This is a genomic window from Roseovarius maritimus (assembly GCF_043355895.2).
In the GTDB taxonomy this organism is placed as follows: Bacteria; Pseudomonadota; Alphaproteobacteria; order Rhodobacterales; family Rhodobacteraceae; genus Roseovarius; species Roseovarius maritimus.
In genome coordinates, this window is record NZ_JBHFPF020000014.1 from 19,031 (window position 1) to 43,850 (window position 24,820).

Sequence of the window (24,820 nt, forward strand, 5' to 3'; positions counted from 1 at the left end):
TCAGAGTGCCAAGATCAGTTCTTGGTGCGCAGCTCGGCGGCGGCGGCATCGTCGGGATAGACCGTCACCAGCTTGCCGTCCTGCCATTGCAGGCCCATCATGCGGGCGCGCTCGTTCTGGTTATTCTCGCCGAACTTGACGCCATAGCCTGCTGCCGTGGTGCCCTCTGGGATGTCGATGGCCGAGACCGTTTCGATGATCGTGTCGGCGTCGAACCCGTCGGCCTCGTTCAGCGCCTGCAGCACCGCCATCGCGCCGACATAGTTGGTCAGCGAGTGGCCAGAACGCGGCTCGGAGCCGTATTTCTCTTGGTAGGCCGACAGGAAATCGTCAATGCCGGGGGTGAACTCCTTGTTGACGATATATTGCGTGAAGTCGGTGTTGAGCACACCGTCGATCACATCCTCGCCGACCGCTTCGGCCGTCGGCTGCATCGAATAGCCGCCGCCGCCGCCGATGATCGCCAGAGGCTTGAAATCGGCCTCGTTCGCCTGCTGAAGGAAGAGGACCGAGTCATTCTGGTAGGAGGTCTGCAGCACCACGTCGATCCCCCGCTGTTTCAGGTCCAGCACGATGGACGACATGTCGACCGTCGAGGCCGGATAGGCCTGTGTGGTCACGATGTTCAGACCCTTTTCCTCCGAGAAAGCCTCCTGGTGCGCTGCGACGGAGGTGCCATAGCTGCTGTCTTCGTGAATAATGCCGATCTTGAGATCGCCGGGCTCCTTGCCGGCGGCCGGTGCCACCTTGTCGACGATCATGTCGGTAATGGTCGCCGCCATGTCCTCGGCGGTCGGGTTGACGCGGAAGAGATATTTCAGGCCGCGCCCAGTGACCTCATCGGCGACGGCGCCCAGCTCGAAATAAGGGATGCCCGACAGCTCGGCCACCTGGCTGGCGGCGATCGAGCGGCTGGAGGAATAGGTGCCGAAGATCGCCTTGACGCCTTCGCGCGAAATCAGGCGGCGGGCCTCACCGATGGCCTGGTTGTTGTCGACGGCATCGCCGCGCTCCAGCACGACCTGCTCGCCCTGCACGCCGCCCGCGGCGTTCATCTCGTCCACGGCCAGTTCCAGACCGCGCGCGGATTCCTCGCCCAGAAGGGCCAGCTGCCCGCTGAACGGGTAAAGCGCGCCGAACGTGACCTCGGCAGAGGCTGCCTGCGCGCCCAGAATGGCGCCCGCGGCAACGGTGGTCTTCAGAATATTGCTCAGTTTCATTGGGTTCTCCTCCCCATTGGTGGTTTTCGTCTGGCCCTGCGGCGCGCTCCTCCGCGCCGACCGGCCGTTGGGTCAATCCGTCATGGTCAACACGATCTTGCCGACATGTCCGCCGCTGTCCATCTTGGCATGGGCGCCGCGCACATCGCTCAGCGGATAGGTGCTGTCGATCACCGGCTTGGCGATGCCCTTGGCCAGCAGGGGCAGCACATGTTCCTCCAATGCGGCGGCCAGTTCGGCCTTCATCTCGACCGGGCGGGCGCGCAGCGTCGAGCCGGTCCAGGTCAGCCGCTTGGTCAGCAGTTGCAGCATGTTCATCTCGGCCTTGGGCGGCTTTTGAAAGGCGATCTGCGCGATGCGCCCGTCGATGGCCACCGCATCAAGATTGCGCTGCATGTAATCGCCGCCGACCATGTCGAGGATAACCTCCGGCCCCTTGCCATCCGTGGCCTTCTTCGCCTCCTCGACGAAATCGGACGTCTTGTAATTGATCGCGACATCCGCGCCGTTACCCTTGGCGGCCTCGCATTTCTCATCGCTGCCGCAGGTGACGATCACCCGGCACCCCAGCGCCTTGGCCAGAAGGATCGTCGTCGTGCCGATGCCCGACGTGCCGCCATGAATGAGGATCGTTTCGCCCTTTTTCAGGCCCGCGCGCTGAAAGACGTTGGACCAGACGGTGAAATAGGTCTCGGGGATGCCGCCTGCCTCGATCATGCTGAGGCTATCCGGCACCGGCAGGGCGTTCGTCTCGTGCACGGCACACCACTCGCCATAGCCGCCGCTGGGCACCAGCGCCATCACGCGGTCGCCCACGGCGAACCGGCTGGCGCCGGCCCCCAATTCCTCGACGACACCGGCCATCTCAAGCCCGAGGATGTCCGAGGCGCCGGGAGGCGGGGGGTAATTGCCCTCGCGCTGCATAACGTCGGGGCGGTTGATGCCCGCGGCATGGACCCGCACCAGAACCTGGCCGGGGCCGGGCGTGGGGCGCGGCAGATCCACCACGTCCAGAACCTCGGGGCCGCCTGCACCGCTGGCCGTCACGGCCTTCATGGTCTCGCTCATCGTTGTCTCCTCCCATGTGGCATCGCGGCGGGGTCACGCACCTGCCCGCTCCCTCCCCGGAACGGCAGACACCCCGCGAACCCTTTGCCTTGGCTTGTGCTTGGACCTCGCTTTGAAAGAAGTCTGTGCGTAAGATCTGGCTATGGGCGCGAATGCGTTATTTGTTATAACAAGAATAAGCAGGGGAGATGCGCACTTGTCAACGCGGAGTTTGAAAAACGTCTCGGAGGGGGCCGAAACCCACGCATGGGCCAGCCCGATCACCAAGGAAAACCTGGGTGATCGCGCATACTTGGCCCTGCGCGCGGCGCTGATGGGAGGGCAGTTGAAGCCCGGCGAAAAACTACGCCTGCGGCCCATGTCCAAGCGATTCGGAATCAGCGCGACCCCGATGCGCGAGGCGTTTTTGCGCCTCGTGTCGCTGGATGCGCTGGCACTGGACGCGCGCGGCACTGCGATGGTGCCCGAGCTGACCCGAGACGAGCTGATCGAGATCCGCAACATCCGCATAGATCTGGAAGGGCGCGCCGCCGCCGCCGCCGCGACCCGCGCGACCGAGGCCGAGATCGACGCGCTGGAGGCGATGCATGACGAGCTGTCGCGCGCCTTCGAGGCGGGCGATCACGCGCGGGCGATTGACCTGAACACGCAATTTCACCTGCATCTGTGCCGCGCGGGGCGCATGCCGATCATGCTGGAAATCGTCGAGACGCTATGGGTCCGCTGCGGCCCGCTGTTGTCGCATCTTTATGACGGGGGCAATCCGTTCCATGATATCCACCCGCATGTCACGGTGATCGAGGGGCTGCGCGCGCGAGATCCCGAAATGACACGCCGCGCGATCTGCCATGATATCGAACATGGCGGGCAGGGCCTGTTGCGCCACGCGCGCCCCGACCCCGAGTCGGCTCCGACCGAGGGCTGAGCCAGAGGCGACAGAAGCGTTGAAAAAGGCGTGGAGCGGGCGCGGCAGACAGGCAATCCGGGGGCCGAAGGGTGGAAAAACCCCTTTTGTTCCGCCGCGCCTGATCCACATAAAATCATTCTATAACAATCAGATAGAATGGAGTCGCAGGCCGGGGTAGGCCGCTGCGAGCGGACAGGCATGCTTTGTCATGAAACTGTAACATGCGTCTTACATAACCATCACAAACGCGGCGTATACGGCCCCCGAGGTCGCGCTGGCGGCCGATGATCATGGGAGCAAACATGTCTTATCTGAAACTCACCGCCACGGCCTGCGCCGTTGCCGCCATTTCCACCAGCACCGCTGTCGCGCAGAGCCGGGATGCCATCCGCATCGTCGGCTCGTCGACCGTGTTTCCCTACACCCAGGCCGTTGCCGAGCAGTTCGCAAACATGACGGGCGCCCCGTCGCCCATCGTCGAATCCACCGGGACTGGCGGCGGCATGCAGATTTTCTGTGGCGGCATAGGCGAAGCGCATGCCGACATCACCGGCGCGTCCCGCGCCATGAAGGCCTCGGAATACAATCTGTGCCAGGAGAACGGTGTCACCGACATCACCGAGGCGCTGATCGGCTTTGACGGGCTGTCGCTGGCGATCTCGCGCGCGAACGACACCGAGTGGAACCTGACCCTGGGCGAGATCTACCAAGCACTTGGTGCGCAGGTGCCCGTGGATGGCGAATGGGTCGACAATCCCTATACCAGGTGGTCGGACATCAACCCCGACCTGCCCGATACCGAGATCCTGGCCTATGGCCCCCCGCCCACATCCGGCACGCGCGACGCTTTTGTCGAGCTGGCGATGCATGCGGGCTGCGAAGAGCTGGACTATGTCGCGGGTGGCGATCTGGGCGGCGACTGGGTCAAGGACAACTGCTCGCGTATGCGCACCGATGGCCCCTTTGTCGAGGCGGGCGAGAATGACAACCTGATTGTCCAGCGCATCGAGGCCGACCCGAACGCGATGGGCATCTTCGGTTACTCCTTCCTCTACGAGAACATGGACAAGCTGAAGGGCGTGAAGATCGAAGGTGTCGATCCGTCGATCGAGACCATCGCCGACAAATCCTATCCCGTGTCGCGCCCGCTCTATTTCTACATCAAGAACGCGCATCGCGGCGTGATCCCCAATCTCGATGCCTTCATCCAGGAATACATGTCGGGCGACGCGCTGGCACCCGGCGGCTACCTCTCCGAGCGGGGCCTTGTGCCGCTGGCCGGGGACCGCATGCAGACCCTGCAGGAGAGCGTCCTGAACGGTCAGTCGATGGAAACCCCCGCAAGCTGAGCGCCTGTCTGATCCTGCCCGGGCCAGCCCTGCCTGGCCCGGGCATTCTACCAAGAGCGGGTGTATCCGATGACAACCCTGGCCTTCGCTATCCTTCTTGTTGCCAGCCTTGCGGCCTATGCGCTGAACCGGCACGCCGCGAGCGGCATCCGCGATGGCGGCGCAAGGCTGCATTCGGTGTCGAATTACCACGGCCTTTTCGCGCTGCTGCTGATGCTGGTGCCGGTGATGGTCGTGATCCTGGCCTGGCTGGTGCTGCAAGGGCCTGCGGTCAACGCCGTGGTGATGGGCGGGCTGCCGGACGGCACGCTGACCGGGCTGGAAAAGGGCCAGGTCGATCTGATCCTGGCCGAGATCCAGTCCATCGCCGGGGGCCGCGTCTTTGGCCAGCCCGAGCCGTGGAAACTGGCCGCCGCCGAGCGTCTGACCGCGCTGCGTCAGCTGGCCTCGCTGGGCCTTGTGCTGCTGACCGCGCTGCTGTGCCTTATCATCATGGTCTTTGCCCGGCAGAAGGTGGCCGCCGAGTTCCGTGCGCGCCAAGGGGTCGAGCGGATCGTCTCGGGGTTGATGATCTTCTGCTCGGTCGTTGCCATCTTTACCACCGTCGGCATCGTCGCCTCTCTGGCCTTCGAGACCTACAAGTTCCTGCGGCTGGTGCCGCTGACCGAGTTCCTCTTTGGCCTCAACTGGGAGCCGCAGATCCCGATCCGCGCCGATCAGATCGCCGCCGCTGGTGCCTTTGGCTGGATCCCGGTGATCGTCGGCACCATCGTCATCACAATCGTTGCCATTGTCATCGCCGTGCCAATCGGCCTGCTGTCGGCCATCTACCTTTTCGAATTTGCGCCAAAGCGCATCCGCGCGGTGGCCAAGCCGATGCTGGAAATCCTCGCCGGGGTGCCGACGGTCGTCTACGGCTTTTTCGCGATCCTGGTCGTGGCCCCTGCGATCCGCAGTTTCGGGGCGTCCATGGGCATCCCCGTTGCGCCCAATACCGCGCTGGCGGCGGGCGGGGTGATGGGGATCATGCTGGTGCCGTTCATCTCGTCCTTTGCCGATGACGCGCTGTCGGCGGTGCCCCGCGCGATGCGCGACGGCGCGCTGGCCCTTGGCGCCACCCGCGCCGAGGCCGTGCTGAACGTGCTGTTCCCGGCGGCCATCCCCGGCATCGTCGGCGGTGTCCTTCTGGCCGTCAGCCGCGCCATCGGCGAGACGATGATCGTCGTCATGGCGGCGGGTCTGATGGCCAACCTCACGCTCAACCCGCTGGAGAGCGTGACCACCGTCACCGTGCAGATCGTCACGCTGCTGATCGGCGATACGTCCTTCGACAACCCCAAGACGCTGGCCGCCTTCGCGCTGGGGATGATGCTGTTCCTTGTCACTCTTGTCATCAATATCTTCGCGCTCCGGATCGTCCGGAAATACCGCGAAGCCTACGATTGAGGCCTGATCCCATGACCGATATCCCCTCTGGCCCCATGCCCCGGACCCCGATGGACAAGGTGCGCGGCAGCCTCTCGCGGCGGCACCGCAAGCAGGTGATCCTGCAGGCCCTTGGCATCACGGCGATCAGCCTCGCCTTCCTGATGCTCTTCATCCTGCTCGCCTCGCTGATCTCGACCGGCTACAAGGCCTTTACCCAGACCGAGATCACGCTGGAAGTTTTCATCGACCCCGAGGAGATCAGCGCCGAGCGCCTGCCGCGCGGCAATTTCGACGATGTGCTGGCGGCGGCGGTGGCGGCGGACCTGCCCTCGGTCGACACCGGCGACGGCGCGGCGATGCGCGTAGTGGGCGGCATCCTGTCGAACGGCGCGCAGTTTCAGCTGCGCGACCGCATCGTTGCCGACCCGTCGCTGATCGGCCAGAGGGTCCGCATCAGCGTGCCCGTCTCGGACCCTTATGACCAGCTCTACAAGGATCTGCTGGACAGGGACACGCCCGAGAGCCTGCGCCGCCTCGATGACACGCAGATCGGCTATTACGACCGTCTGACCGAGGCGGGCGCGATCACCTCCAGCCTCAATACCGGCCTTCTGACCAATGCCGACAGCCGCTTTCCCGAGTTGGCGGGCCTCAAGGGCGCGATCATGGGCTCGTTCTGGGCGCTGCTGACCTGCTTCGTGATCTCGTTTCCCCTGGGCATCGGCGCGGCCATCTATCTTGAGGAATTCGCGCCCAGGAACAGGCTGAGCGATTTCATCGAGGTCAACATCAACAACCTCGCCGCCGTGCCGTCGGTGGTCTTCGGCCTGCTGGCGCTGGCGGTCTTCATCGGCTGGTTCGGCCTGCCGCGCTCGGCTCCGTTCGTGGGCGGCATGACGCTGGCCCTGATGACGATGCCGACCATCATCATCGCCACGCGCGCCGCGCTCAAGGCCGTTCCGCCCTCGATCCGCGAGGCGGCGTTGGGCGTGGGCGCATCCAGGCAGCAGGTGGTCTTTGGCCACGTCGTGCCGCTGGCAATGCCCGGCATCCTGACCGGCACCATCATCGGCCTCGCGCAGGCTTTGGGCGAGACCGCGCCGCTTCTGCTGATCGGGATGAACGCCTTCATCACCTCGGCGCCCGCCACACCCTTTGATAGCGCGACCGCCCTGCCGACGCAGATCTTCATCTGGGCCGACAGCCCCGAGCGCGGCTTTGTCAGCCGCACATCGGCGGCCATCCTGGTGCTCTTGACCTTCCTCATCATGATGAACGCCATCGCGATCTACCTGCGCAGCAAGTTTGAACGCAAATGGTAAAACACCCGAAAGGAGAGGCCGTGAACGACCTCAGAGCCATCACCCGAGATGCCGATACCTACGCCACCAAGATCAGCGCGCGCGGCGTGCAGGTCCATTACGGCGACACCCACGCGATCAAGGATGTCGAGGTGGAGATCAAGGAACGCTCGGTCACGGCCTTCATCGGCCCATCAGGCTGCGGCAAATCCACCTTCCTGCGCTGCATCAACCGGATGAACGACACGATCGACATCTGCCGGGTCAAGGGCGATATCCGCATCGACGGCGACGACATCTATGAACGCAGCATCGACCCGGTGCAGCTGCGCGCCCGCGTCGGCATGGTGTTTCAGAAGCCAAACCCCTTCCCCAAGTCGATCTATGACAACATCGCCTATGGTCCCAAGATCCACGGGCTGGCCCGGTCCAAGGCCGACATGGACGAGATCGTCGAGCGGTCGCTGCGGCGCGGCGCCATCTGGGACGAGGTCAAGGACCGCCTGCACGCGCCCGGTACCGGCCTGTCGGGTGGCCAGCAACAGCGCCTGTGCATCGCGCGCGCCATCGCCACCGACCCCGAAGTGCTGCTGATGGACGAGCCGTGCTCGGCGCTCGACCCCATTGCGACCTCGCAGGTCGAGGAACTGATCGACACTCTGCGCGGGAAATACACCGTGGTCATCGTCACCCACTCGATGCAGCAGGCCGCGCGGGTCAGCCGGAAAACCGCCTTCTTCCATCTCGGCAGCCTCGTCGAATACGGCGATACCGACGAGATCTTCACGAACCCCAAGGACAGCCGCACCGAAAGCTACATCTCTGGCCGGATCGGATAGGAGAGCCGCGATGACAATGAGACATATCTCCAGCGCCTTCGACCGCGACCTGGAAGGCGCGCAGGCCATGGTCATGCGGATGGCCGGCCTTGTCGAAGAGGCGATGGGCCGTGCGGCGGACGCGCTGGCCGATCACGACGTCGAGAAGGCCGAGCTGGTCCGCAAGAGCGACCGCGCCATCGACGAGCTGGACGAGGCGATCAGGCTGGACTGCGCCCGCATCCTGGCCACCCGTGCGCCCACCGCCGGCGATCTGCGCATCGTGCTGTCGGTGATGAGTATCGCCACCAACCTTGAGCGCTGCGGCGACTATGCCAAGAACATCGCCAAGCGAACCACCGTCCTGGCCGAGACCAAGCCGGTTGAGGGCATCTCCACGGCGCTGCGCCGGATGCAGAAGATGGTTGGCGCCATGATCAGGGACGCGATCGACGCCTATATCCAGCGCGATCCGGACAAGGCCGAGGAGGTGCGCGCGCGCGACCGCGACGTGGACGAGATGTACAACCTCGTCTTCCGTTCGCTGCTGACGCATATGATGGAGGACAGCCATCAGATCACCGCCTGCATGCACCTGCATTTCATCGCCAAGAATATCGAGCGGATGGGTGATCACACCACCTCGATCTGCGAGCAGGTGGTCTACCTCGTCACGGGCGATCTGCCGGACGAGGATCGGCCCAAGGGCGACCGCACCTCGCTGGCCGCCATGGAGGAACCGGACGGGGCATGACGGCCAGCAGCGCCCGATGGGCATTGCCACGTTATTTGGCGTGGCTTGCAAGAGAGGTTCTTTCTCGCTCTCAGGCCCTCATCTCGGCGGCATAGCCGTCCCACAGGCCGAAGGCATCGGCTCTGGCATCACGGTAGACGATGGTGGAACGTGGATAGTGGCGGGGACGGGGGCGGAAGATGGTGCTATCTGGCCGTGGGCAGCAGGGAACCTTTGCGCCTGCCTCGGCGATTTGAACCCTCCCATGATCTTTTCCTGTCGCCGCGTCGCCCGGTGGGACCCTTCGATCAGAGTGTTGAGGTCTTTATGCGCGCGATGATCCGGTCATGAACATCTCCCTCTTCCCAAACCTGGGAGGTTAAAGAAAACGTTCCGTGAGTATCGGCAAATCTACCCGAAAAAAGGAGGCGCTACGCCATAACCCGCAAGCGCCGCATGATTGGTCCAGCTCGAGGGCCGCACATCAGCCGCCAACTTCATGCCCCGTGACAAAAAACGCCGTGTTATGCCGGGCAGACTCAACGGATCGAGTTTATCGAGCTCTCCAATAGGTGCCGGGTGTAGGGCGACTTGGCTTTGAGGCGTCGCATGTCCTCGACCGCCAGCACTTCGGCGAAGCGGCCGTCCTGCATGACAGCTATCCTTTCACACAGATGGCTGACGACACCCAGATCATGCGAGACCATGACATAGGTCAGCTGATGCTCGCGGCGCAGATCCACCAACAGGTTGAGGATCTCGGCCTGGACGGAGACGTCAAGGGCGGAGGTCGGCTCGTCCAGCAGCAAGATGGACGGATCACACGCCAGGGCACGGGCGATGGCGACGCGCTGTCTCTGACCGCCGGACATCTGATGCGGATAGCGAAAGCGGAAACCGGAGCCGAGGCCCACATCGTCAAGCAGACGCGTGATGCGCGAATCTATATCGTCCAAGCCATGCAGACCCATCGTCTCGGACAGGATCCGATCTACGGTCTGGCGCGGGTGCAGCGAGGCGTAGGGATCCTGAAAGACCGTCTGAACCTTGCTGTAGAACGCCTTGCTGCGCAGCGCGCCAAGAGGCTCGCCCGCAATCGTCATCCGGCCTGACCAGGTTGGCACCAGACCGGCAATGGTGCGCAGGATCGTCGATTTGCCCGATCCGCTTTCACCGACGAGGCCGAAGCTTTCGCCATCGGCAACGTCGAAGCTGACATCGCGGACAGCGTCTGCCCGGTCGGGACCGGAGCCGAACCAGACATTGAGGTCATGGATTTCAATAGCGCTCATTGGCGGGCGCTCACGGAAGGGGCCTCGCGCCATGCCGGGTCGCGCTTGAGAACCTCCAGCTTGTCGCGGGGATGCTCCAGATCGGGGACCGAGTTGAGCAGGCCGAGCGTGTAGGGATGCTGGGCATTTCGCAACTCGTCCGCCTTGCAGGTTTCGACGATGCGGCCCGCATACATGATCACGATACGGTCGCAGAATTTCGCGACGAGGTTCAGATCATGGCTGATGAACATGAGGCCCATGCCCCTGTCCCGCACCAGCTTGTCAATGATGTCCAGCACCTGAAGCTGGACCGACACATCCAGTGCCGAGGTCGGCTCGTCCGCGATCAGGATCTCGGGGTTGGGCAGGAGCATCATCGCGATCATGATCCTCTGGCCCATGCCGCCCGACACCTCGTGCGGATAAAGATCATAGACCCGGCCGGGGTCGCGGATCGCCACTTCGTCAAGCATTTCCAAGGCCCGCTTGCGCGCCTCGCTGCGCGAGACGCGCTCATGCGCGCGCAGGGATTCGACCAGTTGCTGGCCGACGGTCATCACGGGGTTCAGCGAAAACTTGGGGTCCTGCATGATCATGGACACGCGCCCGCCCCGCAATTTCCTCATATGTTTTTCGGGCATGGTCAGGATATCCTCGCCATGCATGTCCAACCTGTCCGCCTCGATCATGCCGGGGGGGCGGATCAGCCGCAGCACAGCGCGGCCCGTCATGGACTTGCCAGAGCCGCTTTCGCCGACGATGCCCAGCCGTTCCTTGCCCAAAGTGAACGAGATGCCGCGCACGGCGTCGAAGACGCCGGACCGGGTGCGAAACCGAACCCAGAGGTTTTCGACATCCAGAAGGGGGGCATCCGTCATGTGTGGTCATCTTTCGGGTCAAGAACGTCGCGCAGACCATCGCCAAGCAGGTTGAACGCGAGGCTGATGGCAAAGATTGCTATACCGGGGATCGTGGCGACCCACCAATAATCGAGGATGTACCTGCGCCCCTCCGAGATCATCGCCCCCCATTCCGGGCTGGGAGGCTGCGCCCCGAGACCCAGAAAGCCAAGGCCCGCTGCGGTCAGAATGATCCCCGCCATGTCCAGCGTGACCCTGATCACCAGCGAGGAAATGCATAGCGGCCAGATATGGCGGGTCACGATGCGGATCGGTCCCGCGCCCTGAAGCCTGATGGCGTGGATGAAATCCGTGTTGCGGATGGTCAGCGTCTCGGCCCGCGCGATACGCGCATAGGGTGGCCAGGCGGTAAGCGAGATCGCCAGAACCGCGTTCTCGATACCTGCACCCAGTGCCGCCACAAAGGCAAGTGCCAGGATAAGGCGCGGAAAGGCGAGGAAAATATCGGTGACGCGCATGAGCAGCACATCGATCCAGCCGCCGGCATAGCCCGAGACGGTGCCCACGATCAGCCCGACGAGCGGTGCCACCATGATGACAAGCAGAACGATATAAATCGAAATACGTGCGCCATAGAGCAGCCTGGAATAAATGTCCCGCCCAAGACTGTCCGTGCCGAAAAGATGACCGGTTTCCCCTGGCGCCAGCAGGCGCTGACCAAGGTTCTGGGCAAACGGGTCATGCGTAGCCAAGAGCGGCGCAAAAATCGCTGACAGGATCAGGAATGCCAGTACGAACAGACCCAGCATCGCCAGCGTGTTCGAGCGCAGCTTCAGCCAGCCTTGGTACCATGACGAAAACCGCGCCTGCCGGCGGGATGTCGGCTCTTCGGTCAAAAGCCAGTCGCGCAATCCTTGTGATGTGCTCATTTGGACCTCGGATCGAAGAAACGGTACAGAAGGTCAGACAATATGTTGATTGCGACAAAGATCGTGCCGATGACGATGGTCCCTCCCAAGACAGAATTCATGTCATTCGCCAGCAACGACGTGGTGATATATTGCCCAAGGCCCGGCCACGCAAAGATGATCTCGGTCAGCACGGACCCTTCCAGCAGGTTGGCATAGGCCAGCGCAATCACCGTCACCAACTGGATTCGGATGTTGCGGAACGCATGGCCCCAGACCACCTGCCATTCGCTGAGGCCCTTGACCCGCGCGGTGGTGACATATTCCGAGCCCAGTTGTTCGAGCATGAAGGATCGCGTCATCCGGCTGATATAGGCAAGGCTGTAGTAACCCAGCAGGGACGCGGGAAGGATGATGTGTGAAAACGCACTGCGGAACACGGCCCATTCGCCGCGCAGCGCACTGTCCACCAGCAACATGCCGGTAATAGGCTCGACGATGCCTTGGTAGAATATGCCCAGACGGCCTGGGCCGGCCACCCATCCCAGAATGCCGTAAAAGATCAGCAGGCCCACAAGGCCAAGCCAGAAGATCGGCATGGAATACCCGATCAAGCCGACGATCCGCGCCAGTTGGTCGATCCAGCTTCCACGGCGTACTGCGGCTACGACGCCCAGCGGAACTCCCAGCACGATGCCAAACAACGTGCCCAGCGTGGCCAGTTCCAGCGTGGCCGGAAACACGCGGGCAATGTCAGTCGTGACGTCCTGCCCGGTGCGGATCGACTGGCCCAGATCACCCTGCAAGACGTCGGTGACATAGATCCAGAATTGCACGAGCAGCGGCTGGTCCAGCCCGAGATCGCGGTAGGTCTGGTCATATTGCGCCTGCGTGGCCCGTTCGCCGATCACGGCCAGCACGGGGTCGATCGGCATGACGCGCCCGATCATGAAGGTCACGAAGAGAAGGCCAAGGATCGTCGCAGCTACAGTTGCCAGCGTCGTCAGGGTTTTCTTCAGCCAAGGAGGGAAGGACGGCCGCAGCCGTCCTTCACCATGCGTTGCATCCGCCATCTACTTGGTGATGACCCAGTAAGAGACTGCCGTCGTCGCGCCACCTGCGACGAAATTCTCAACGCTCGCACCCATGCCGTTCTGTTCGATCTGCTGGAACATCACGCCAAACGGGCTGACCTGTTGGTGTTCGCGCTGCAATTCGCGGTACATCTCGGCGCGCGCCTCGGTGTCGTTCTCCACCACGGCGGCCAGCGTCTTCTCGGTCATTTCTGGGATATCCCAGGCATTTCGCCACGCCAGAAGACCTGTCGCGCCGGCCTCGTCCGAGTTATCGGGATTTACGGCGAAGGTGCCTGCGTTGGTGTTCGGATCCGGATAGTCCGGGCCCCATGCACCAAGGTAGATGTCATGTTCCCGCGCCCGGTATCTGTCCAGCGTCTGCGCACCGGTGCCCACGATCAGCTCGACCTCGCAGCCGATCTGGCCCCAGGTATTCTGCAGCGACTGGCCGATATCCAGACGTTCCTGCGCTTCGCGCACCGAGATCTTGATCGGACCGCAGTCAGGATAGCCGGACTCGGCCAACGCGGCCTTGGCGGCCTCGATGTCGTAGGAATAGGGCGTCTCCTCCAACGCGCCAAGGAATGTCCGTGGCAGGAACGCCTGATGCACGGTGTACTGCCCCTTGAGGAAGGAATCCGACATGCCTGCATAGTCGGTCGCCAGTTTGAGTGCCTTGAGGACGTTGGGATCGGACAGCATCTCGTTCTTTTGGTTGGCGGAGAAATACATCAAACGGCCGCGCAATTCGTCGATGATCTTGACGCCTTCGACATCGGACAGCCCTGCCACGTCCTCGGGGGAGAGGTTGCGCGCCACGTCGATATCGCCGCGCTCAAGCTGGAGGCGCTGCGTCGCGCTTTCCTGAATGTGCTGGACAATCACGCGCTCCATCGCCGGTGTGTCGCCCGAATAATTCGGGTTGAGGTCCATCAGCACGCTTTCGCTCGGCTTCCAACTGACGACCTTGTAGGGGCCGGAGCCGGCCGTGTTGGTGCGCAGCCAGTCGCTGCCCATGTCACCGTCGACTTCGTTCGCCATCGCGGTTTCCATATCGACGATGCCGCCAATAGTCGCTGTCAGACAGTTCAGCACGAAGGACAGCGCGTACGGCTTGTCGAGTGTCAGAACCAGGGTTTTGTCATCCTTTGCGACGATGGTTTGTTCGACATTATCCGGGGTCAAGCCGAACTGCGTCAGGATGAAGGACGGTGTCTTGTCCAATTGCACCGCGCGGCGCAGCGAAAACTCGGCGTCCTTCGCCGTCACCGGATTGCCGGAGGCAAAGACATGGCCTTCGGCCATTGTGAATGTAATCGTCTTGCCATCTTCGGAAATTTCCCAGCTTTCAGCCAGTTGTGGCTGAAATCCGGCATCCAGATCGAGAGGGTCGAAATTGACCAGCTTCTCGTAGACATTGCGACTGACGTCAGCCCCGGCAAATTCAAAGCTTTCTGCCGGATCGAAGGTCTTGATGTCGTCGATCCGGTTGGCAATGACCAACATGTTCGGCGGTGTCTCGGCAATGCCGGGCGCGGCCACGCCAACTGCCAAAATCGACGCGACAGCCGCGGCAACGAACGAATTTTTCATGGTGAAACTCCCTGTTCTATTTCTATGCGCCCCACGTTTTTCGCAGGACCCTTAGCCAGTTCCCATGCGTGATCTTGGACATCAGCCCATCATCCACACCATGCGAACGCATCGCGGCAAGCAGGTTGGGCAGGCCGGCGCAATCCCCGATCGGTTCTGGCACGAGCGCGCCGTCGAAGTCAGATCCCAAACCGACCCGATCCTCGCCCAATCTAGCAACCAAATGGTCAAAGTGTCGGAGTACGATGTCAAGCTCAAACTCCGCGTCCATCCGCCCGTCGGGGCGCAAGAAGGCGCTGGCGAAATTGATGCCCACCATTCCGTCGCTGTCGCGGATCACGTCCAGCTGGCGATCGGTCAGATTGCGTGAATGCGGGCAGACAGCCCAAGCGTTGGAATGGGTCGCGACCAGCGGGGCGTCGGAGATACGCGCGACATCCTCGATGCCTTTCGCGTTCAGATGCGACAGATCCACCATGATCTTCAGCTGGTTACATTCGCGGATCAATGCCTTGCCACCATCGGTCAACCCCGGACCTGTGTCCGGATCCGACGGGTAACGGAACGGCACGCCATGGCCCCAGACCGTCTCGCGGCTCCAGACCGGCCCGAGCGAGCGCAGCCCGCGCGCATGCCATCCGTGCAACCGCTCGAATTCGCGATCAACGGCCTCTGCGCCCTCGATGTGGATGATGGCGGCCATCTCTTCTGCGGGCAGGGCGGCTTCGATTTCGGCGGCGGTCCGGCAGATGCGCACAGCCCCGGCTCCGGCAAGCTCTTCTATCGCCGCAAAGCCGCGTTCGGTCCAAAGGGCGGCCTCGTCCTCAGGCACGGGATCGGGCAAGGGAATGTCATATGCCGCCTTCTGCATCTCGTCATGGCGCATCGATTTATTGCCTGGACTTGGCACAAAGATAGCAAACATTCCGCCGCCGAATCCGCCGCGCTGCGCGCGCGGCTTGTCGATATGGCCATCAGGCAGGCCCGAGGCCACGCCGCTGGCGGTGATGTCGCCGTTCAGCAGGCGAAGGACCAGATCATTGTGGCCGTCAAAGACGGGAAATTCGGTCATGATGTCTCCAGTAAAAGTTTGAAGCCGACATGGGTCGGTTGGAATCCGGCGCTTTCGTAAAAGCGATGAGCGTCAGCGCGGCGGCAGTCGGACGTCAGTTGGACAAGCGCGCATCCACGGCTCTCCGCCTCGCCGACGGCCCAATCCAGCATGACAGTGCCAATGCCCTGTCCGCGAAACGCCCTTGCCACGCGCATGGATTCGATTTGCGCGCGCCATGCGGCATGACGCGACAGACCGGGCAGAAAAGACAAAAGCAGCGTCGCAACGATCAGAGCGTCTGTTTCGCCAACTGCAAGCAGATGGTTCGGGTCTGCGTCGATGGTATCGAATGCGTTTTCATAGGCGGAGTCGATCTGCGCCACGTCCCGCGTCGCGCCGATGTCATCGTCCCGATAGAGCGCGATCAGTTCGGCAAGGTCGTCTCGTCGTGCGGACCTGATGGAAAGCTGGCGGCGTGTCATCCGGTCAGCTTTGGCGAATACGCACCAATGCGCAATAAGGATTCTCCAGACTGTCTACCACAACCCTGAAGTGCAGCCCTCTGGCAGGAACGATTGCTCCGGGGCTCTTGACCGGGCCGACTGCGTCTCCTCTTAGACCCGGACGGAACCGTAGGCGGGGTGTATGCAAGTCTTTCTTTGGGCCGCACCAGAGGGCAAGAAGCAACTGTTGCGATTACCGCGGCATTCGGGAGCGCGCTCACGCATGTTGCAAATCTGCACGGAGTTCGGAAGTTGCACTTTCAAAGGCTTGTGAACGCGATGGAAATTGCAAAAAACGCCGCAGCTTTTGTCGTCGCACGAGTAGATGCAGCTTATCGTGAGATTGCGTTCCATTCTGAAGCCCCCGTGCGTGAAAGAAATTGCCAGGCTGCCTGACGGCCGGGCAGGGGTACTCAGAGGCATCCTGTCAGTTGCTCGAGACTGAGAGACGCGCCGCGTGCCAGCGTATGACCCCTGGCCTGCGTCGCCGGGCGCGCCGCCGCTGGCTGTCCCGGGCCGGGAAACCGGAATTTCAGAATATCGCCGTAGAACAGGCTGTCATGCCAATCTGGGTCGCAAGACGGAGTCAAAGAGGACGTGGACGTATCGAGCATCAAAGCTCTCCTTGTGCGGAGTTTCGGCGCACCGATCCATCGGCCTCCCTCCTTATCCAAGGGGGGCGTTTCCTTTCTGCTTTTTCGCGGTCAATTTGATGATCGGGCAGAACATCCATTGGTATAACAATTACATAATAAACCTTATTCGACACAATCTTGAAGGCGGGGGCACATTCTGAACTGCGTTGCGACAAATCCCCTATTCTGCTGGAAAGCAAGGAGAACGGAAGGTGGCCCATACGGAGCTAGGATTGCGCGAAAGGCGCACAATCGAAGAAATGCTGAACGCGAAGATGTCTGTAGACAAGATCGCGGCTGAGATTGGCAGGCATCGCTCGACCGTGTTCCGCGAGATCAAGCGGAGCAGCTTTGTCGATGACGAGCTGCCACAACTGAACGGCTATTATGGGATGACCGCGCAGAGGTCGGCCGTCCAGCGTCGTGCGCGGCGGCGCAAACTGGTGCGGCTCACCGATCGTCGAGCGCACGTGATCAAGCAGTTGGAGGCCGGACGGTCGCCTGAGCAAATCGCCGGTCGCTTGCAGTACGACGGTCAACCTGTGCGTGTCAGCCACGAGACGATCCATGCCTGGTTCGAGCCTCTGATGGGCAATCCAAAGAGCGCGTCGAGGACAAGATGAACATGTTCCCCGGATGAGGCGATATCGCCGCCTGCTCCACCGCAATATTTTACCGATTGTTAAAAAATCCGGCGCGAGGTCGCAGGAATGGTTGACGCCTATCGCCCAGTGCTGCCTATTGATGCGCACCGGACCCGGCCTCACCTGATCAAACCGAGGGCCGGCGCGTGTCACGAATCTGTTGCAAAGACATGCACATATGCGCGGCGCGACCAACCGGAAAAACCCTTAGGGAGAGACCTATGAAAAACCATCTGCTCACACTGACCGCCAGTGTTGCCACCTCCGCGCTGCTGGCTTCGGCAGCCTCCGCCGAAACGCTTCGCCTGCTGACATGGGGCGGCTACGCCCCCGAGAATGTCATCGAGAAATTCGAGGCCGAGACGGGCCACACCGTCGAAGTCACCATGTCCAACAACGAGGAAATGATCGCCAAGCTGCGCGCCACCGGCGGCGGCGGCTTCGATCTGGCCCAGCCCAGCCAGGATCGCATCGCTGGCCCGCAGGCCGAGTTCGGCATCTACAAGCCGATGGACCTGAGCCAGATCAACAGCGATCTTTTCATCCCCTCGATGCTGGAAGCCACCAAGACCAACACCACCGTCGATGGTGAAGTTTACGGCGTCCCGCATATCTGGGGCACCAGCGGCCTGATCGTGAACAGCGCCGAGGCCGAGGGTGTCGCCGATTACACCGACCTGTGCGATCCCGCGCTGGAGGGCAAGGTATCCTACCGTCTCAAGCGCCCGACGCTGATCGGTTTCGCCTATTCCATGGGCCTCGATCCCTTCGCCGCCTATGGCGACGAGGCGGCCTACAAGGGCATCATGGAACAGGTCGAGGCCAAGCTGGTCGAGTGCAAGCCCGTCGTCAAAACCTACTGGTCCGGTGGGGATGAGCTCTTGAACCTCGTCCGCTCGGGCGAAGTCGTCGCCGCGATGGCATGGGATACCGGCGGCTGGAAGCTGAACGCCGACAATACCGACATCACCTTCGTCGCGCCCGCCGCTGGCGCATTGGGCTGGATCGATACCTTTGTCCTCCCGGCCAAGGGCCAGGCCGATCAGGCCGCATATGACTGGATCAACTTCGTGATGCAGCCCGAAGTGGCCGCGATGATCACCGAATCCGCCGGTAACTTCACCGCATCGGCCGGCGCGGACGAGTTCGCCTCGGATGCGCTGAAGGCCCAGTATCAGGCCAGCTTTCCACCCGAGGCCGTGGACAACATCAAGTGGTATCCGCCCGTCCCCGCCGGCCTTGAAGCCATCGAAGGCGGCGTGCTGGACCGGGTGAAGGCGGCTCAGTAACTCTTGCAATCGCGGGCGGCCCATGATCCGGGCCGCCCGCTTTTTTACCTTTGGAAAGACCTTTATGACCGCCGCCCCCGATCTGGCCCCTGATCTGCAATGCACCCATCTCACCCGCCGCTTCGGCGAGACATTGGCGGTCGATGACGTCTCGTTCTCGGTCCCTGCGGGATCGTTCTTTTCCATCCTCGGCCCGTCGGGCTGCGGCAAGACCACCATCATGCGGATGATCGCGGGCTTTCTGGAGCCGACCTCGGGCGACATCGCGATCAAGGGCCGCTCGGTCCTCGACGTGCCGCCCAACAAGCGTCCGGTGAACATGGTGTTCCAGCATCTCGCGCTTTTTCCGATGATGAATATCGAGGATAATATCGGCTATGGTCTGCGCCGCGCGGGCAATTCCAAGGCCGAAATCGCGCGCAAGGTGGATGAGGTGCTGGACCGCATCGGCCTTCCGGGCATCAACAAGCGCAAGACGGACGAGCTGTCCGGCGGCCAGAAACAGCGCGTCGCCATCGCCCGCTGCATGGTGCTGGAGCCTGATGTGCTGCTGCTGGACGAGCCTTTGGGCGCGCTGGACCTCAAGCTGCGCGAGCGCATGAAGGTCGAGCTGAAATCGCTTCAGGCCGCGTTCGACACCACATTCGTCTATATCACCCACGACCAGTCCGAGGCGCTGGTGATGTCGGACCGCATCGCCGTGATGAACCACGGCAAGTTCGAGCAGGTCGGCACGGGGCAGGATCTCTATTACCGGCCCGAGACATCCTTCGTCGCCAGTTTCGTCGGTGACAGCAACCGCTGGCGCGGCACGGTCGAGCGGGTCGACGGGGGAACCGTGGAATTGCGCACCGACACGGGCCTGACCATGCGCGCCGCCGCCAAAGACGCGACCGCCAAGGGCGCGCAGGTCGATATCTTCGTGCGCCCCGAGGCGATCCGCATCGGGCGGAGTGCCGCCGATCTGGCGCAGTTCGACAACCAGCTCTCCGGCACTACCTCCAGCCTTCTGTTCAACGGTGCCGCCAGCCGCGTGATCGTCACGACCGAGGCGGGCAGCGAGGTCGAGGTGACCCTGCCCCAATCGGGGGAATTTGCCGACCTGAGGCGCGGCGCGCCCGTCCATATCGGCTGGTCCGCCGAGCAATCCAACTGCTTTGCCGCGGGCGAGGTCTAGGCGATGGCCAATAGCGCTCGCCTCGGATTCATCCTGCTCCTGACGCCGCTGCTCTTGTGGCTCAGCCTGCTGATCCTGATCCCGCATGTGGACATGCTGATGCTGTCCCTGCGCGAGCGTGTGGGCGTGGGCGAATACGCCCCCAGCATCGCCCAATACAAAACCATCCTGACCGAGCCGCTTTACATGCGCACGTTTCTGCGCACCGCCGTTATGTCGATCCTCGCCACGCTGATCACGCTGGCTGTAGCCTTTCCGGTCTCCTACTACATCGCCAAGATGGTGCGCGGCCGCGCCCGCTCGGTCCTGTTCCTGCTGTGCCTCGTGCCCTTCTGGGTGTCCGAGCTGGTGCGCACCTTCGGCTGGATGATCCTCTTGCGGGAAACCGGCGTCATCTCGCAATTCCTGCAATGGTCCGGCATCGCCCAAGGCCCGGTGGAAATGCTCTACAACGACGCCGCCATCATGACGGGCCTCGTCTATACCTCGATGCTCTTCATGGTCGTGCCCCTCGTCACCACGCTCGACAGCCTCGACGATGCCATCATCGAGGCGGGCTATGATCTGGGCGGCTCCAGCTGGTCCGTGATGCGCGAGATCGTGATCCCCCATGCGGTGCCGGGCATCGTGTCGGGCTGCATCGTCGTCTTCATGCTGAGCCTCGGCAATTACCTGACACCCACCATGCTGGGCGGCAAGGACAGCCTCTGGTTCACCGAAATGATCTATTCGCAGTTCATCGTCCGCTTCAACTGGGAGTTGGGCGCCGCCTTCGGCTTCATGCTCTTGGCCGCGTCATCGTTCATCATCTGGGCAATGCTGCGCCTGACGGGCCAGACGCTGGAAAGGACGATGGGCTAAGCCATGATCCCCACTATCCCTACCCCCCGTGCGCTGAACGTCATCTGGACGGGCTACGTCACGCTCTTCTTCATCTACCTGACGCTGCCCCTGCTGGTCGTCGCCGTCTTTGCCTTCAACGACGGCCAGTTCCCGTCGCTGCCGTGGGAGGGGTTCACGCTCGAATGGTTCTTCGGCGATTCAGACCCCAAGATCGGCGTCTTTCACGAGCGCAGCATCCTTGGCGCCATCGGCACCTCGGCGCTCGTCGGCGCTTGCGTTTCGGTCCTGTCGGTGGCGGTGGGCACGTCCAACGCGTTCCTGTTCAACCGCTACAAGTTCCGCCTGCGGGGCCTTCTGTATGTGCTGATGCTCCTGCCGCTGGTCGTGCCGGGGATCGTGCTGGGCATCTCGATCCTCGTCTTTTCATCGACCGTGGCCAACGGCCTCTGGGACTCGGCCCAGATCGACGCGCAGGTCCTGCGGCCCGGCCTCGTGCTGGTCATCCTCGGGCAGTTCTCCTTCATCACCACCATCGCCACGCTGGTCATCTCGGCCCGGCTGCAAAAGTTCGACCAGTCGCTGGAAGAGGCGGCGCTGAACCTTGGCGCGAGCCGGCTGACGGCGGTGCGCACCATCACCATCCCGTTCCTCATGCCCGCCATCATTGGCGCCGCCGTCGTCGCCTTCCTGATGAGCTTCGAGAATTTCAACACCACGCTGATGCTGGTCGGCTCGGACGCGCCGCTGACCATCGCGATGTTCGACCGGCTGAAAGAGGGCTCGACCCCCCTGCTCAACGCCGTGTCACTGCTTCTGATGATCGGCTCGTCCCTTCTGGCGCTCGTGATGATCGCGTTTCAGCGGCGCAGCTAAGGCAACCTACTGGTGGCGCAGCGCGTCGATCGGATTCATCCGGGCGGCGCGGCGCGCAGGGAAATAGCCGAAGATCACGCCGATCACCGCTGAAAACCCGAAGGCCAGCAAGGTGATGAGCGGATCGGGCGAAAAGGGAATGTTCAGCAGATTGGCCCCGATCAGGCCCAGGGTCAGGCCCAGCAGGATCCCGATCAGCCCACCCAGGAGCGACAGCACCGTCGCCTCCACCAGGAACTGCGTCAGCACCTGCCGCTCGGTCGCGCCCACGGCCAGGCGGATGCCAATCTCGCGCGTGCGCTCGGTCACCGACACCAGCATGATGTTCATGATGCCGATCCCGCCCACCAGCAGGCTGACCGCCGCCACGGCGGATAAAAGCCCGGTCAGGACGCTGGTGATCCCGGTCAGCATCGAGGTGATCTGCTTCATGTCGAAGACATTGAAATCATCCTCTTCGCCATAGGTGATGCGCCGCCGCTCGCGCATCAGCCGCTCGATATCGGCCTGCGCCTTTTCGGTGGAAATGCCGTCCTTGACCGCGGCAAAGATCATCGAGACGTCCCGATTGCCCGCCACGCGGCGATGAAAGGCGCGGATCGGCATCAGCAACCGGTCATCCTGATCGCTGCCGAAGCTGGATGCGCCCTTGGCCTCCAGCACGCCGATCACGCGGCAGGAAATCTGGTTCAGCCGGATCACCGAGCCCAGGGGGCTGGCGGCGCCGAAGAGCTCCTTGCGCACCGTCTCACCCAGGATGCAGGCCGCAGTGCCGCTGCGCAATTCGCTGTCATAGAACTCGCGCCCCTCCGAAACCGGCGATTGCGTGGCAATCAGATATCGGTTGTCGGTCCCGGTGATGGTGGTCGAATAGTTGGTGTTGCCGTAGATCGCCGTCATCACCGACGACACCGCAGGCGTCGCCACGTTGACGCTGCCGATCTGCGTCTCGATCGCCTCGACATCCTTCAGCGTCAGGCTGGGCGCGCTGACCGGGGCGCCGCCCGGCCCCGACTGCGCCTGGCCGGGCCGGATCATCAGCAGGTTGGTGCCCAGCTTGGCCACGTCAGATTGCACCTGCGCGGTCGAGCCTTGGCCCACCGTCACCATCGCGATCACCGCCGCCACGCCAATGACGATGCCCAGCACCGTCAGAAAGGACCGCATCGCATTTCGCAGGATCGCCTGCAGCGCCAGCCGGACGGTTTCAGGAAACATGTGACGCCTCCCCTGCCCGGTCCGGCAGCCGCGTGTCGGATTCGATCTGCCCGTCGACGAAATGCACCAGGCGCTGCGCATATGCGGCCATGTCAGGCTCATGCGTGACCATGACGATGGTGATGCCGTCATCGCGGTTCAGCCGGGTCAGAAGCTCCATGATCTCGCCGCTGCGCGCGGTATCCAGGTTACCCGTCGGCTCGTCCGCCAAGAGGACATCGGGCCGCGTCACGATGGCCCGCGCGATGGCGACGCGCTGTTGCTGGCCGCCCGAGAGCTGCGACGGGTCATGCTTCTCGCGTCCCTCCAGCCCGACACGGACCAGCGCCTCGCGCGCCAGGGCGCTCCGCTCGGCGCGGGCCATGCCCTGATAGATCAGCGGCAGCTCGACATTGTCCAGCGCCGAGGTGCGCGCCAGAAGGTTGTAGCCCTGAAAGACGAAACCCAGGTAATTGCGCCGCAGCAATGCCCGCTGATCGCGCCCCAGATCGCCCACCTCATGCCCCAGAAACCGGTAAGTGCCACTGGTCGGCGTATCGAGGCAGCCGATCACGTTCATCGCCGTCGATTTGCCGGATCCGCTGGGGCCCATGATGGCTACGAATTCGCCCGTCTCTATCGTCAGGTCCACATCGCGCAGCGCATGGACCTCGGCATCGCCCGTGCCATAGGTCCTTGTGATCCCCTCAAGGGCAATCAGCGGCGCTTCACTCATTCGGTTGCCATGTCCACGACCACGCGGTCGCCCTCGCTCAGCGGGCCGCCGGTGATCTGCGTCAGCATGCCGTCCGACGCGCCCACGGTGATTTCCGCCGGAGTGATCTCGCCCGCCTCCAGCACCCAGACCGTGCGCATCCCGCTGGTGCTCTCAGGGGTGCTGGCCGTGTCCCGCGATGGTGGGCGCAGAATCATGCCCAGAAGGCCACTGCGCTCGGCCTCCTCCTCGGGCTCGGCAGGCGGCGCAAAGCGCAGCGCGGCGTTGGGCAAGGCCAGCGCATCCTCGATCTGCGCCACGGTGATCTCGGCGGTCGCCGTCATGCCCGGACGTAGCAGCAGATCGGCATTGTCGATGGTCAGGATGCCCGTATAGGTCACCACCCCGTCAATCGTCTGCGAGGCATAGCGCAATTCCGAGATTTCCGCCGGAAAGCTGCGGTCCTGATAGGCCTCGACGGTGAACTCGGCCGCATCGCCCACCTTGACCTTGCCGATATCCGCCTCGTCGATATCCACCTGCAACTCCATGCGCGTCAGATCCTCGGCGATCGAGAAGAGCACCGGCGCCTGCAGCGACGACGCCACGATCTGGCCGACATCGACATTGCGCTCCAGCACCACCCCGTCGATGGGCGAGCAGATGCACGCCTTGGCCAGATTGGCCTCGTCCACCTTCAGATCGGCGGCGGCGACGCGCATATCGGCCTCGGCACTGGTCAGCGCCGCCTCGGCGCGGGTCAGCTTGGCGCGGGCGGCCTGCACCGTCTGCGTCGTGGTCACGCCGCGCCGGTCCAGCTCGGTCGCGCGGTCGTAATCGTCGCGCGATTCGGTCAGTGTCGCCTGCGCCTCCTTGATACGCGCCTCGCGCGCGGCCAGCGTGGCGCGGCTGTGCTCCAGCTGCGCCTCCAGCTTGTCGGTGTCCAGCTCGGCCAGCACCTGGCCGCTGGTGACGGGGCTGTTGTAATCCACCGCAACGCTGCGGATCGTGCCGCTCAGCTCGCTGGAAATCTCGACAAGGTTGGTGGGCTCGACCGAGCCGGTGGCGGTGACGGTCACCGTGATCGGGCTGCGCACCACCGCCTGCGCGCTATAAAGCGCGCCATCCTCGGCCCCGCCGCGCACCAGCCACAGCCAGCCGCCGCCCAGAACCGCAGCCACCAGTGCCAAACCGATGAGCCAGCGGCGCACGGAATGACCGCCGCCCCGCTGGGCGACGATCTGGTCTATGCCTGTCTTTTGCCGGGCGGCCATGGCGCGCCTCCTCGTATCAAGGCTTCCGCCTCAGTCTGCCGGATGCGCACGGCGCCTGCCATGATGCAAATCCAACGGGCC

General features: G+C 63.0%; 23 protein-coding genes and 1 pseudogene. 11 read left to right on the forward strand and 13 right to left on the reverse strand.

What is annotated here, in order from left to right; genetic code table 11:
* Positions 1–14 precede the first annotated feature (14 nt).
* Positions 15–1,220: an ABC transporter substrate-binding protein gene (locus ACEWPM_RS17705; RefSeq protein ID WP_420768059.1), complete on the reverse strand. Its 1,206-nt coding sequence runs from the start codon at positions 1,218–1,220 to the stop codon at positions 15–17.
* A 72-nt stretch (positions 1,221–1,292) separates the two neighbouring features.
* A complete protein-coding gene (locus ACEWPM_RS17710) occupies positions 1,293–2,288 on the reverse strand; it encodes an NAD(P)H-quinone oxidoreductase (RefSeq protein WP_420768060.1) in 996 nt (331 codons plus the stop codon).
* 196 nt (positions 2,289–2,484) lie between these two features.
* Here ACEWPM_RS17710 and ACEWPM_RS17715 point away from each other — a divergent pair, with 196 nt between their 5' ends.
* From ACEWPM_RS17715 to phoU, 6 genes are all read left to right on the forward strand, one after another.
* On the forward strand, positions 2,485–3,213 hold the full coding sequence (locus ACEWPM_RS17715) for a GntR family transcriptional regulator (protein ID WP_420768061.1): 729 nt from the start codon (positions 2,485–2,487) through the stop codon (positions 3,211–3,213).
* Between the two features lie 284 nt (positions 3,214–3,497).
* Positions 3,498–4,544 carry a PstS family phosphate ABC transporter substrate-binding protein gene (locus ACEWPM_RS17720; protein WP_420768062.1) on the forward strand — a complete coding sequence of 349 codons (1,047 nt, stop codon included), beginning with the start codon at positions 3,498–3,500 and terminating at the stop codon, positions 4,542–4,544.
* Between the two features lie 69 nt (positions 4,545–4,613).
* Positions 4,614–5,990 carry a phosphate ABC transporter permease subunit PstC gene (pstC, locus tag ACEWPM_RS17725; protein WP_420768063.1) on the forward strand — a complete coding sequence of 459 codons (1,377 nt, stop codon included), beginning with the start codon at positions 4,614–4,616 and terminating at the stop codon, positions 5,988–5,990.
* Positions 5,991–6,001: 11 nt separating this feature from the next.
* A complete protein-coding gene (gene pstA, locus ACEWPM_RS17730) occupies positions 6,002–7,294 on the forward strand; it encodes a phosphate ABC transporter permease PstA (protein ID WP_420768064.1) in 1,293 nt (430 codons plus the stop codon).
* Positions 7,288–8,112 carry a phosphate ABC transporter ATP-binding protein PstB gene (gene pstB, locus ACEWPM_RS17735; protein ID WP_420768065.1) on the forward strand — a complete coding sequence of 275 codons (825 nt, stop codon included), beginning with the start codon at positions 7,288–7,290 and terminating at the stop codon, positions 8,110–8,112. The genes pstA and pstB overlap by 7 nt, the downstream gene beginning before the upstream one ends.
* Positions 8,113–8,122: 10 nt before the next feature.
* Positions 8,123–8,845 carry a phosphate signaling complex protein PhoU gene (phoU, locus tag ACEWPM_RS17740; protein WP_420768066.1) on the forward strand — a complete coding sequence of 241 codons (723 nt, stop codon included), beginning with the start codon at positions 8,123–8,125 and terminating at the stop codon, positions 8,843–8,845.
* Between the two features lie 518 nt (positions 8,846–9,363).
* Here phoU and ACEWPM_RS17745 read toward each other — a convergent pair.
* The 8 genes from ACEWPM_RS17745 to ACEWPM_RS17780 all read right to left on the reverse strand — a co-directional run bounded on the left by ACEWPM_RS17745 (position 9,364) and on the right by ACEWPM_RS17780 (position 16,706).
* Positions 9,364–10,116, reverse strand: a complete 753-nt coding sequence (locus tag ACEWPM_RS17745) for an ABC transporter ATP-binding protein (protein ID WP_420768067.1) — start codon at positions 10,114–10,116, stop codon at positions 9,364–9,366.
* On the reverse strand, positions 10,113–10,976 hold the full coding sequence (locus tag ACEWPM_RS17750; protein ID WP_420768068.1) for an ABC transporter ATP-binding protein: 864 nt from the start codon (positions 10,974–10,976) through the stop codon (positions 10,113–10,115). The genes ACEWPM_RS17745 and ACEWPM_RS17750 overlap by 4 nt, the downstream gene beginning before the upstream one ends.
* Positions 10,973–11,887 (reverse strand): ABC transporter permease, encoded by a 915-nt coding sequence (locus ACEWPM_RS17755; RefSeq protein WP_420768069.1) that lies wholly within the window; start codon positions 11,885–11,887, stop codon positions 10,973–10,975. The genes ACEWPM_RS17750 and ACEWPM_RS17755 overlap by 4 nt, the downstream gene beginning before the upstream one ends.
* Positions 11,884–12,939, reverse strand: coding sequence for an ABC transporter permease (locus ACEWPM_RS17760; protein WP_420768070.1), 1,056 nt, complete (start codon positions 12,937–12,939; stop codon positions 11,884–11,886). The genes ACEWPM_RS17755 and ACEWPM_RS17760 overlap by 4 nt, the downstream gene beginning before the upstream one ends.
* Entirely contained in the window at positions 12,940–14,535 is a 1,596-nt protein-coding gene (locus ACEWPM_RS17765; RefSeq protein ID WP_420768071.1) for an ABC transporter substrate-binding protein, read from the reverse strand.
* A 22-nt stretch (positions 14,536–14,557) separates the two neighbouring features.
* Positions 14,558–15,607, reverse strand: a complete 1,050-nt coding sequence (locus tag ACEWPM_RS17770; RefSeq protein WP_420768072.1) for a dipeptidase — start codon at positions 15,605–15,607, stop codon at positions 14,558–14,560.
* On the reverse strand, positions 15,604–16,071 hold the full coding sequence (locus tag ACEWPM_RS17775) for a GNAT family N-acetyltransferase (protein WP_420768073.1): 468 nt from the start codon (positions 16,069–16,071) through the stop codon (positions 15,604–15,606). Before ACEWPM_RS17775 ends, ACEWPM_RS17770 begins: the two co-directional genes overlap by 4 nt.
* A 434-nt stretch (positions 16,072–16,505) precedes the next feature.
* Positions 16,506–16,706: a hypothetical protein gene (locus tag ACEWPM_RS17780; RefSeq protein ID WP_420768074.1), complete on the reverse strand. Its 201-nt coding sequence runs from the start codon at positions 16,704–16,706 to the stop codon at positions 16,506–16,508.
* Between the two features lie 233 nt (positions 16,707–16,939).
* Between ACEWPM_RS17780 and ACEWPM_RS17785 the strand changes: the two are divergent.
* The 5 genes and pseudogenes from ACEWPM_RS17785 to ACEWPM_RS17805 form a co-directional block, all read left to right on the forward strand.
* Positions 16,940–17,341 (forward strand): annotated as a pseudogene (locus ACEWPM_RS17785) (transposase); the annotation flags it as partial.
* Between the two features lie 251 nt (positions 17,342–17,592).
* Positions 17,593–18,660, forward strand: coding sequence for an extracellular solute-binding protein (locus ACEWPM_RS17790; RefSeq protein WP_420768075.1), 1,068 nt, complete (start codon positions 17,593–17,595; stop codon positions 18,658–18,660).
* Between the two features lie 64 nt (positions 18,661–18,724).
* Positions 18,725–19,837, forward strand: a complete 1,113-nt coding sequence (locus tag ACEWPM_RS17795) for an ABC transporter ATP-binding protein (protein WP_420768076.1) — start codon at positions 18,725–18,727, stop codon at positions 19,835–19,837.
* A 3-nt stretch (positions 19,838–19,840) separates the two neighbouring features.
* Positions 19,841–20,698, forward strand: a complete 858-nt coding sequence (locus tag ACEWPM_RS17800) for an ABC transporter permease (RefSeq protein WP_420768077.1) — start codon at positions 19,841–19,843, stop codon at positions 20,696–20,698.
* Between the two features lie 3 nt (positions 20,699–20,701).
* Positions 20,702–21,553, forward strand: a complete 852-nt coding sequence (locus ACEWPM_RS17805; protein ID WP_420768078.1) for an ABC transporter permease — start codon at positions 20,702–20,704, stop codon at positions 21,551–21,553.
* A gap of 6 nt (positions 21,554–21,559) precedes the next feature.
* Here the strand turns inward: ACEWPM_RS17805 and ACEWPM_RS17810 are convergent, their stop codons facing one another.
* Genes ACEWPM_RS17810 through ACEWPM_RS17820 form a run of 3 tightly spaced genes read right to left on the reverse strand, consistent with a single transcriptional unit; the run spans position 21,560 to position 24,739 of the window.
* A complete protein-coding gene (locus ACEWPM_RS17810) occupies positions 21,560–22,771 on the reverse strand; it encodes an ABC transporter permease (protein ID WP_420768079.1) in 1,212 nt (403 codons plus the stop codon).
* Positions 22,761–23,486, reverse strand: a complete 726-nt coding sequence (locus tag ACEWPM_RS17815; protein WP_420768080.1) for an ABC transporter ATP-binding protein — start codon at positions 23,484–23,486, stop codon at positions 22,761–22,763. Before ACEWPM_RS17815 ends, ACEWPM_RS17810 begins: the two co-directional genes overlap by 11 nt.
* Positions 23,483–24,739: an efflux RND transporter periplasmic adaptor subunit gene (locus ACEWPM_RS17820; protein ID WP_420768081.1), complete on the reverse strand. Its 1,257-nt coding sequence runs from the start codon at positions 24,737–24,739 to the stop codon at positions 23,483–23,485. The genes ACEWPM_RS17815 and ACEWPM_RS17820 overlap by 4 nt, the downstream gene beginning before the upstream one ends.
* Between the last annotated feature and the right edge of the window lie 81 nt (positions 24,740–24,820).

What these genes read in the sequence shown, in the direction of transcription:
- ACEWPM_RS17705 (WP_420768059.1), bottom strand. Translation starts at nt 1,220, where the DNA reads ATGAAACTGAGCAATATTCTGAAGACCACCGTTGCCGCGGGCGCCATT.
- ACEWPM_RS17710 (WP_420768060.1), bottom strand. Translation starts at nt 2,288, where the DNA reads ATGAGCGAGACCATGAAGGCCGTGACGGCCAGCGGTGCAGGCGGCCCC.
- ACEWPM_RS17720 (WP_420768062.1), top strand. Translation starts at nt 3,498, where the DNA reads ATGTCTTATCTGAAACTCACCGCCACGGCCTGCGCCGTTGCCGCCATT.
- pstC (WP_420768063.1), top strand. Translation starts at nt 4,614, where the DNA reads ATGACAACCCTGGCCTTCGCTATCCTTCTTGTTGCCAGCCTTGCGGCC.
- pstA (WP_420768064.1), top strand. Translation starts at nt 6,002, where the DNA reads ATGACCGATATCCCCTCTGGCCCCATGCCCCGGACCCCGATGGACAAG.
- pstB (WP_420768065.1), top strand. Translation starts at nt 7,288, where the DNA reads ATGGTAAAACACCCGAAAGGAGAGGCCGTGAACGACCTCAGAGCCATC.
- phoU (WP_420768066.1), top strand. Translation starts at nt 8,123, where the DNA reads ATGACAATGAGACATATCTCCAGCGCCTTCGACCGCGACCTGGAAGGC.
- ACEWPM_RS17745 (WP_420768067.1), bottom strand. Translation starts at nt 10,116, where the DNA reads ATGAGCGCTATTGAAATCCATGACCTCAATGTCTGGTTCGGCTCCGGT.
- ACEWPM_RS17750 (WP_420768068.1), bottom strand. Translation starts at nt 10,976, where the DNA reads ATGACGGATGCCCCCCTTCTGGATGTCGAAAACCTCTGGGTTCGGTTT.
- ACEWPM_RS17755 (WP_420768069.1), bottom strand. Translation starts at nt 11,887, where the DNA reads ATGAGCACATCACAAGGATTGCGCGACTGGCTTTTGACCGAAGAGCCG.
- ACEWPM_RS17760 (WP_420768070.1), bottom strand. Translation starts at nt 12,939, where the DNA reads ATGGCGGATGCAACGCATGGTGAAGGACGGCTGCGGCCGTCCTTCCCT.
- ACEWPM_RS17765 (WP_420768071.1), bottom strand. Translation starts at nt 14,535, where the DNA reads ATGAAAAATTCGTTCGTTGCCGCGGCTGTCGCGTCGATTTTGGCAGTT.
- ACEWPM_RS17770 (WP_420768072.1), bottom strand. Translation starts at nt 15,607, where the DNA reads ATGACCGAATTTCCCGTCTTTGACGGCCACAATGATCTGGTCCTTCGC.
- ACEWPM_RS17775 (WP_420768073.1), bottom strand. Translation starts at nt 16,071, where the DNA reads ATGACACGCCGCCAGCTTTCCATCAGGTCCGCACGACGAGACGACCTT.
- ACEWPM_RS17780 (WP_420768074.1), bottom strand. Translation starts at nt 16,706, where the DNA reads ATGCTCGATACGTCCACGTCCTCTTTGACTCCGTCTTGCGACCCAGAT.
- ACEWPM_RS17790 (WP_420768075.1), top strand. Translation starts at nt 17,593, where the DNA reads ATGAAAAACCATCTGCTCACACTGACCGCCAGTGTTGCCACCTCCGCG.
- ACEWPM_RS17795 (WP_420768076.1), top strand. Translation starts at nt 18,725, where the DNA reads ATGACCGCCGCCCCCGATCTGGCCCCTGATCTGCAATGCACCCATCTC.
- ACEWPM_RS17800 (WP_420768077.1), top strand. Translation starts at nt 19,841, where the DNA reads ATGGCCAATAGCGCTCGCCTCGGATTCATCCTGCTCCTGACGCCGCTG.
- ACEWPM_RS17805 (WP_420768078.1), top strand. Translation starts at nt 20,702, where the DNA reads ATGATCCCCACTATCCCTACCCCCCGTGCGCTGAACGTCATCTGGACG.
- ACEWPM_RS17810 (WP_420768079.1), bottom strand. Translation starts at nt 22,771, where the DNA reads ATGTTTCCTGAAACCGTCCGGCTGGCGCTGCAGGCGATCCTGCGAAAT.
- ACEWPM_RS17815 (WP_420768080.1), bottom strand. Translation starts at nt 23,486, where the DNA reads ATGAGTGAAGCGCCGCTGATTGCCCTTGAGGGGATCACAAGGACCTAT.
- ACEWPM_RS17820 (WP_420768081.1), bottom strand. Translation starts at nt 24,739, where the DNA reads ATGGCCGCCCGGCAAAAGACAGGCATAGACCAGATCGTCGCCCAGCGG.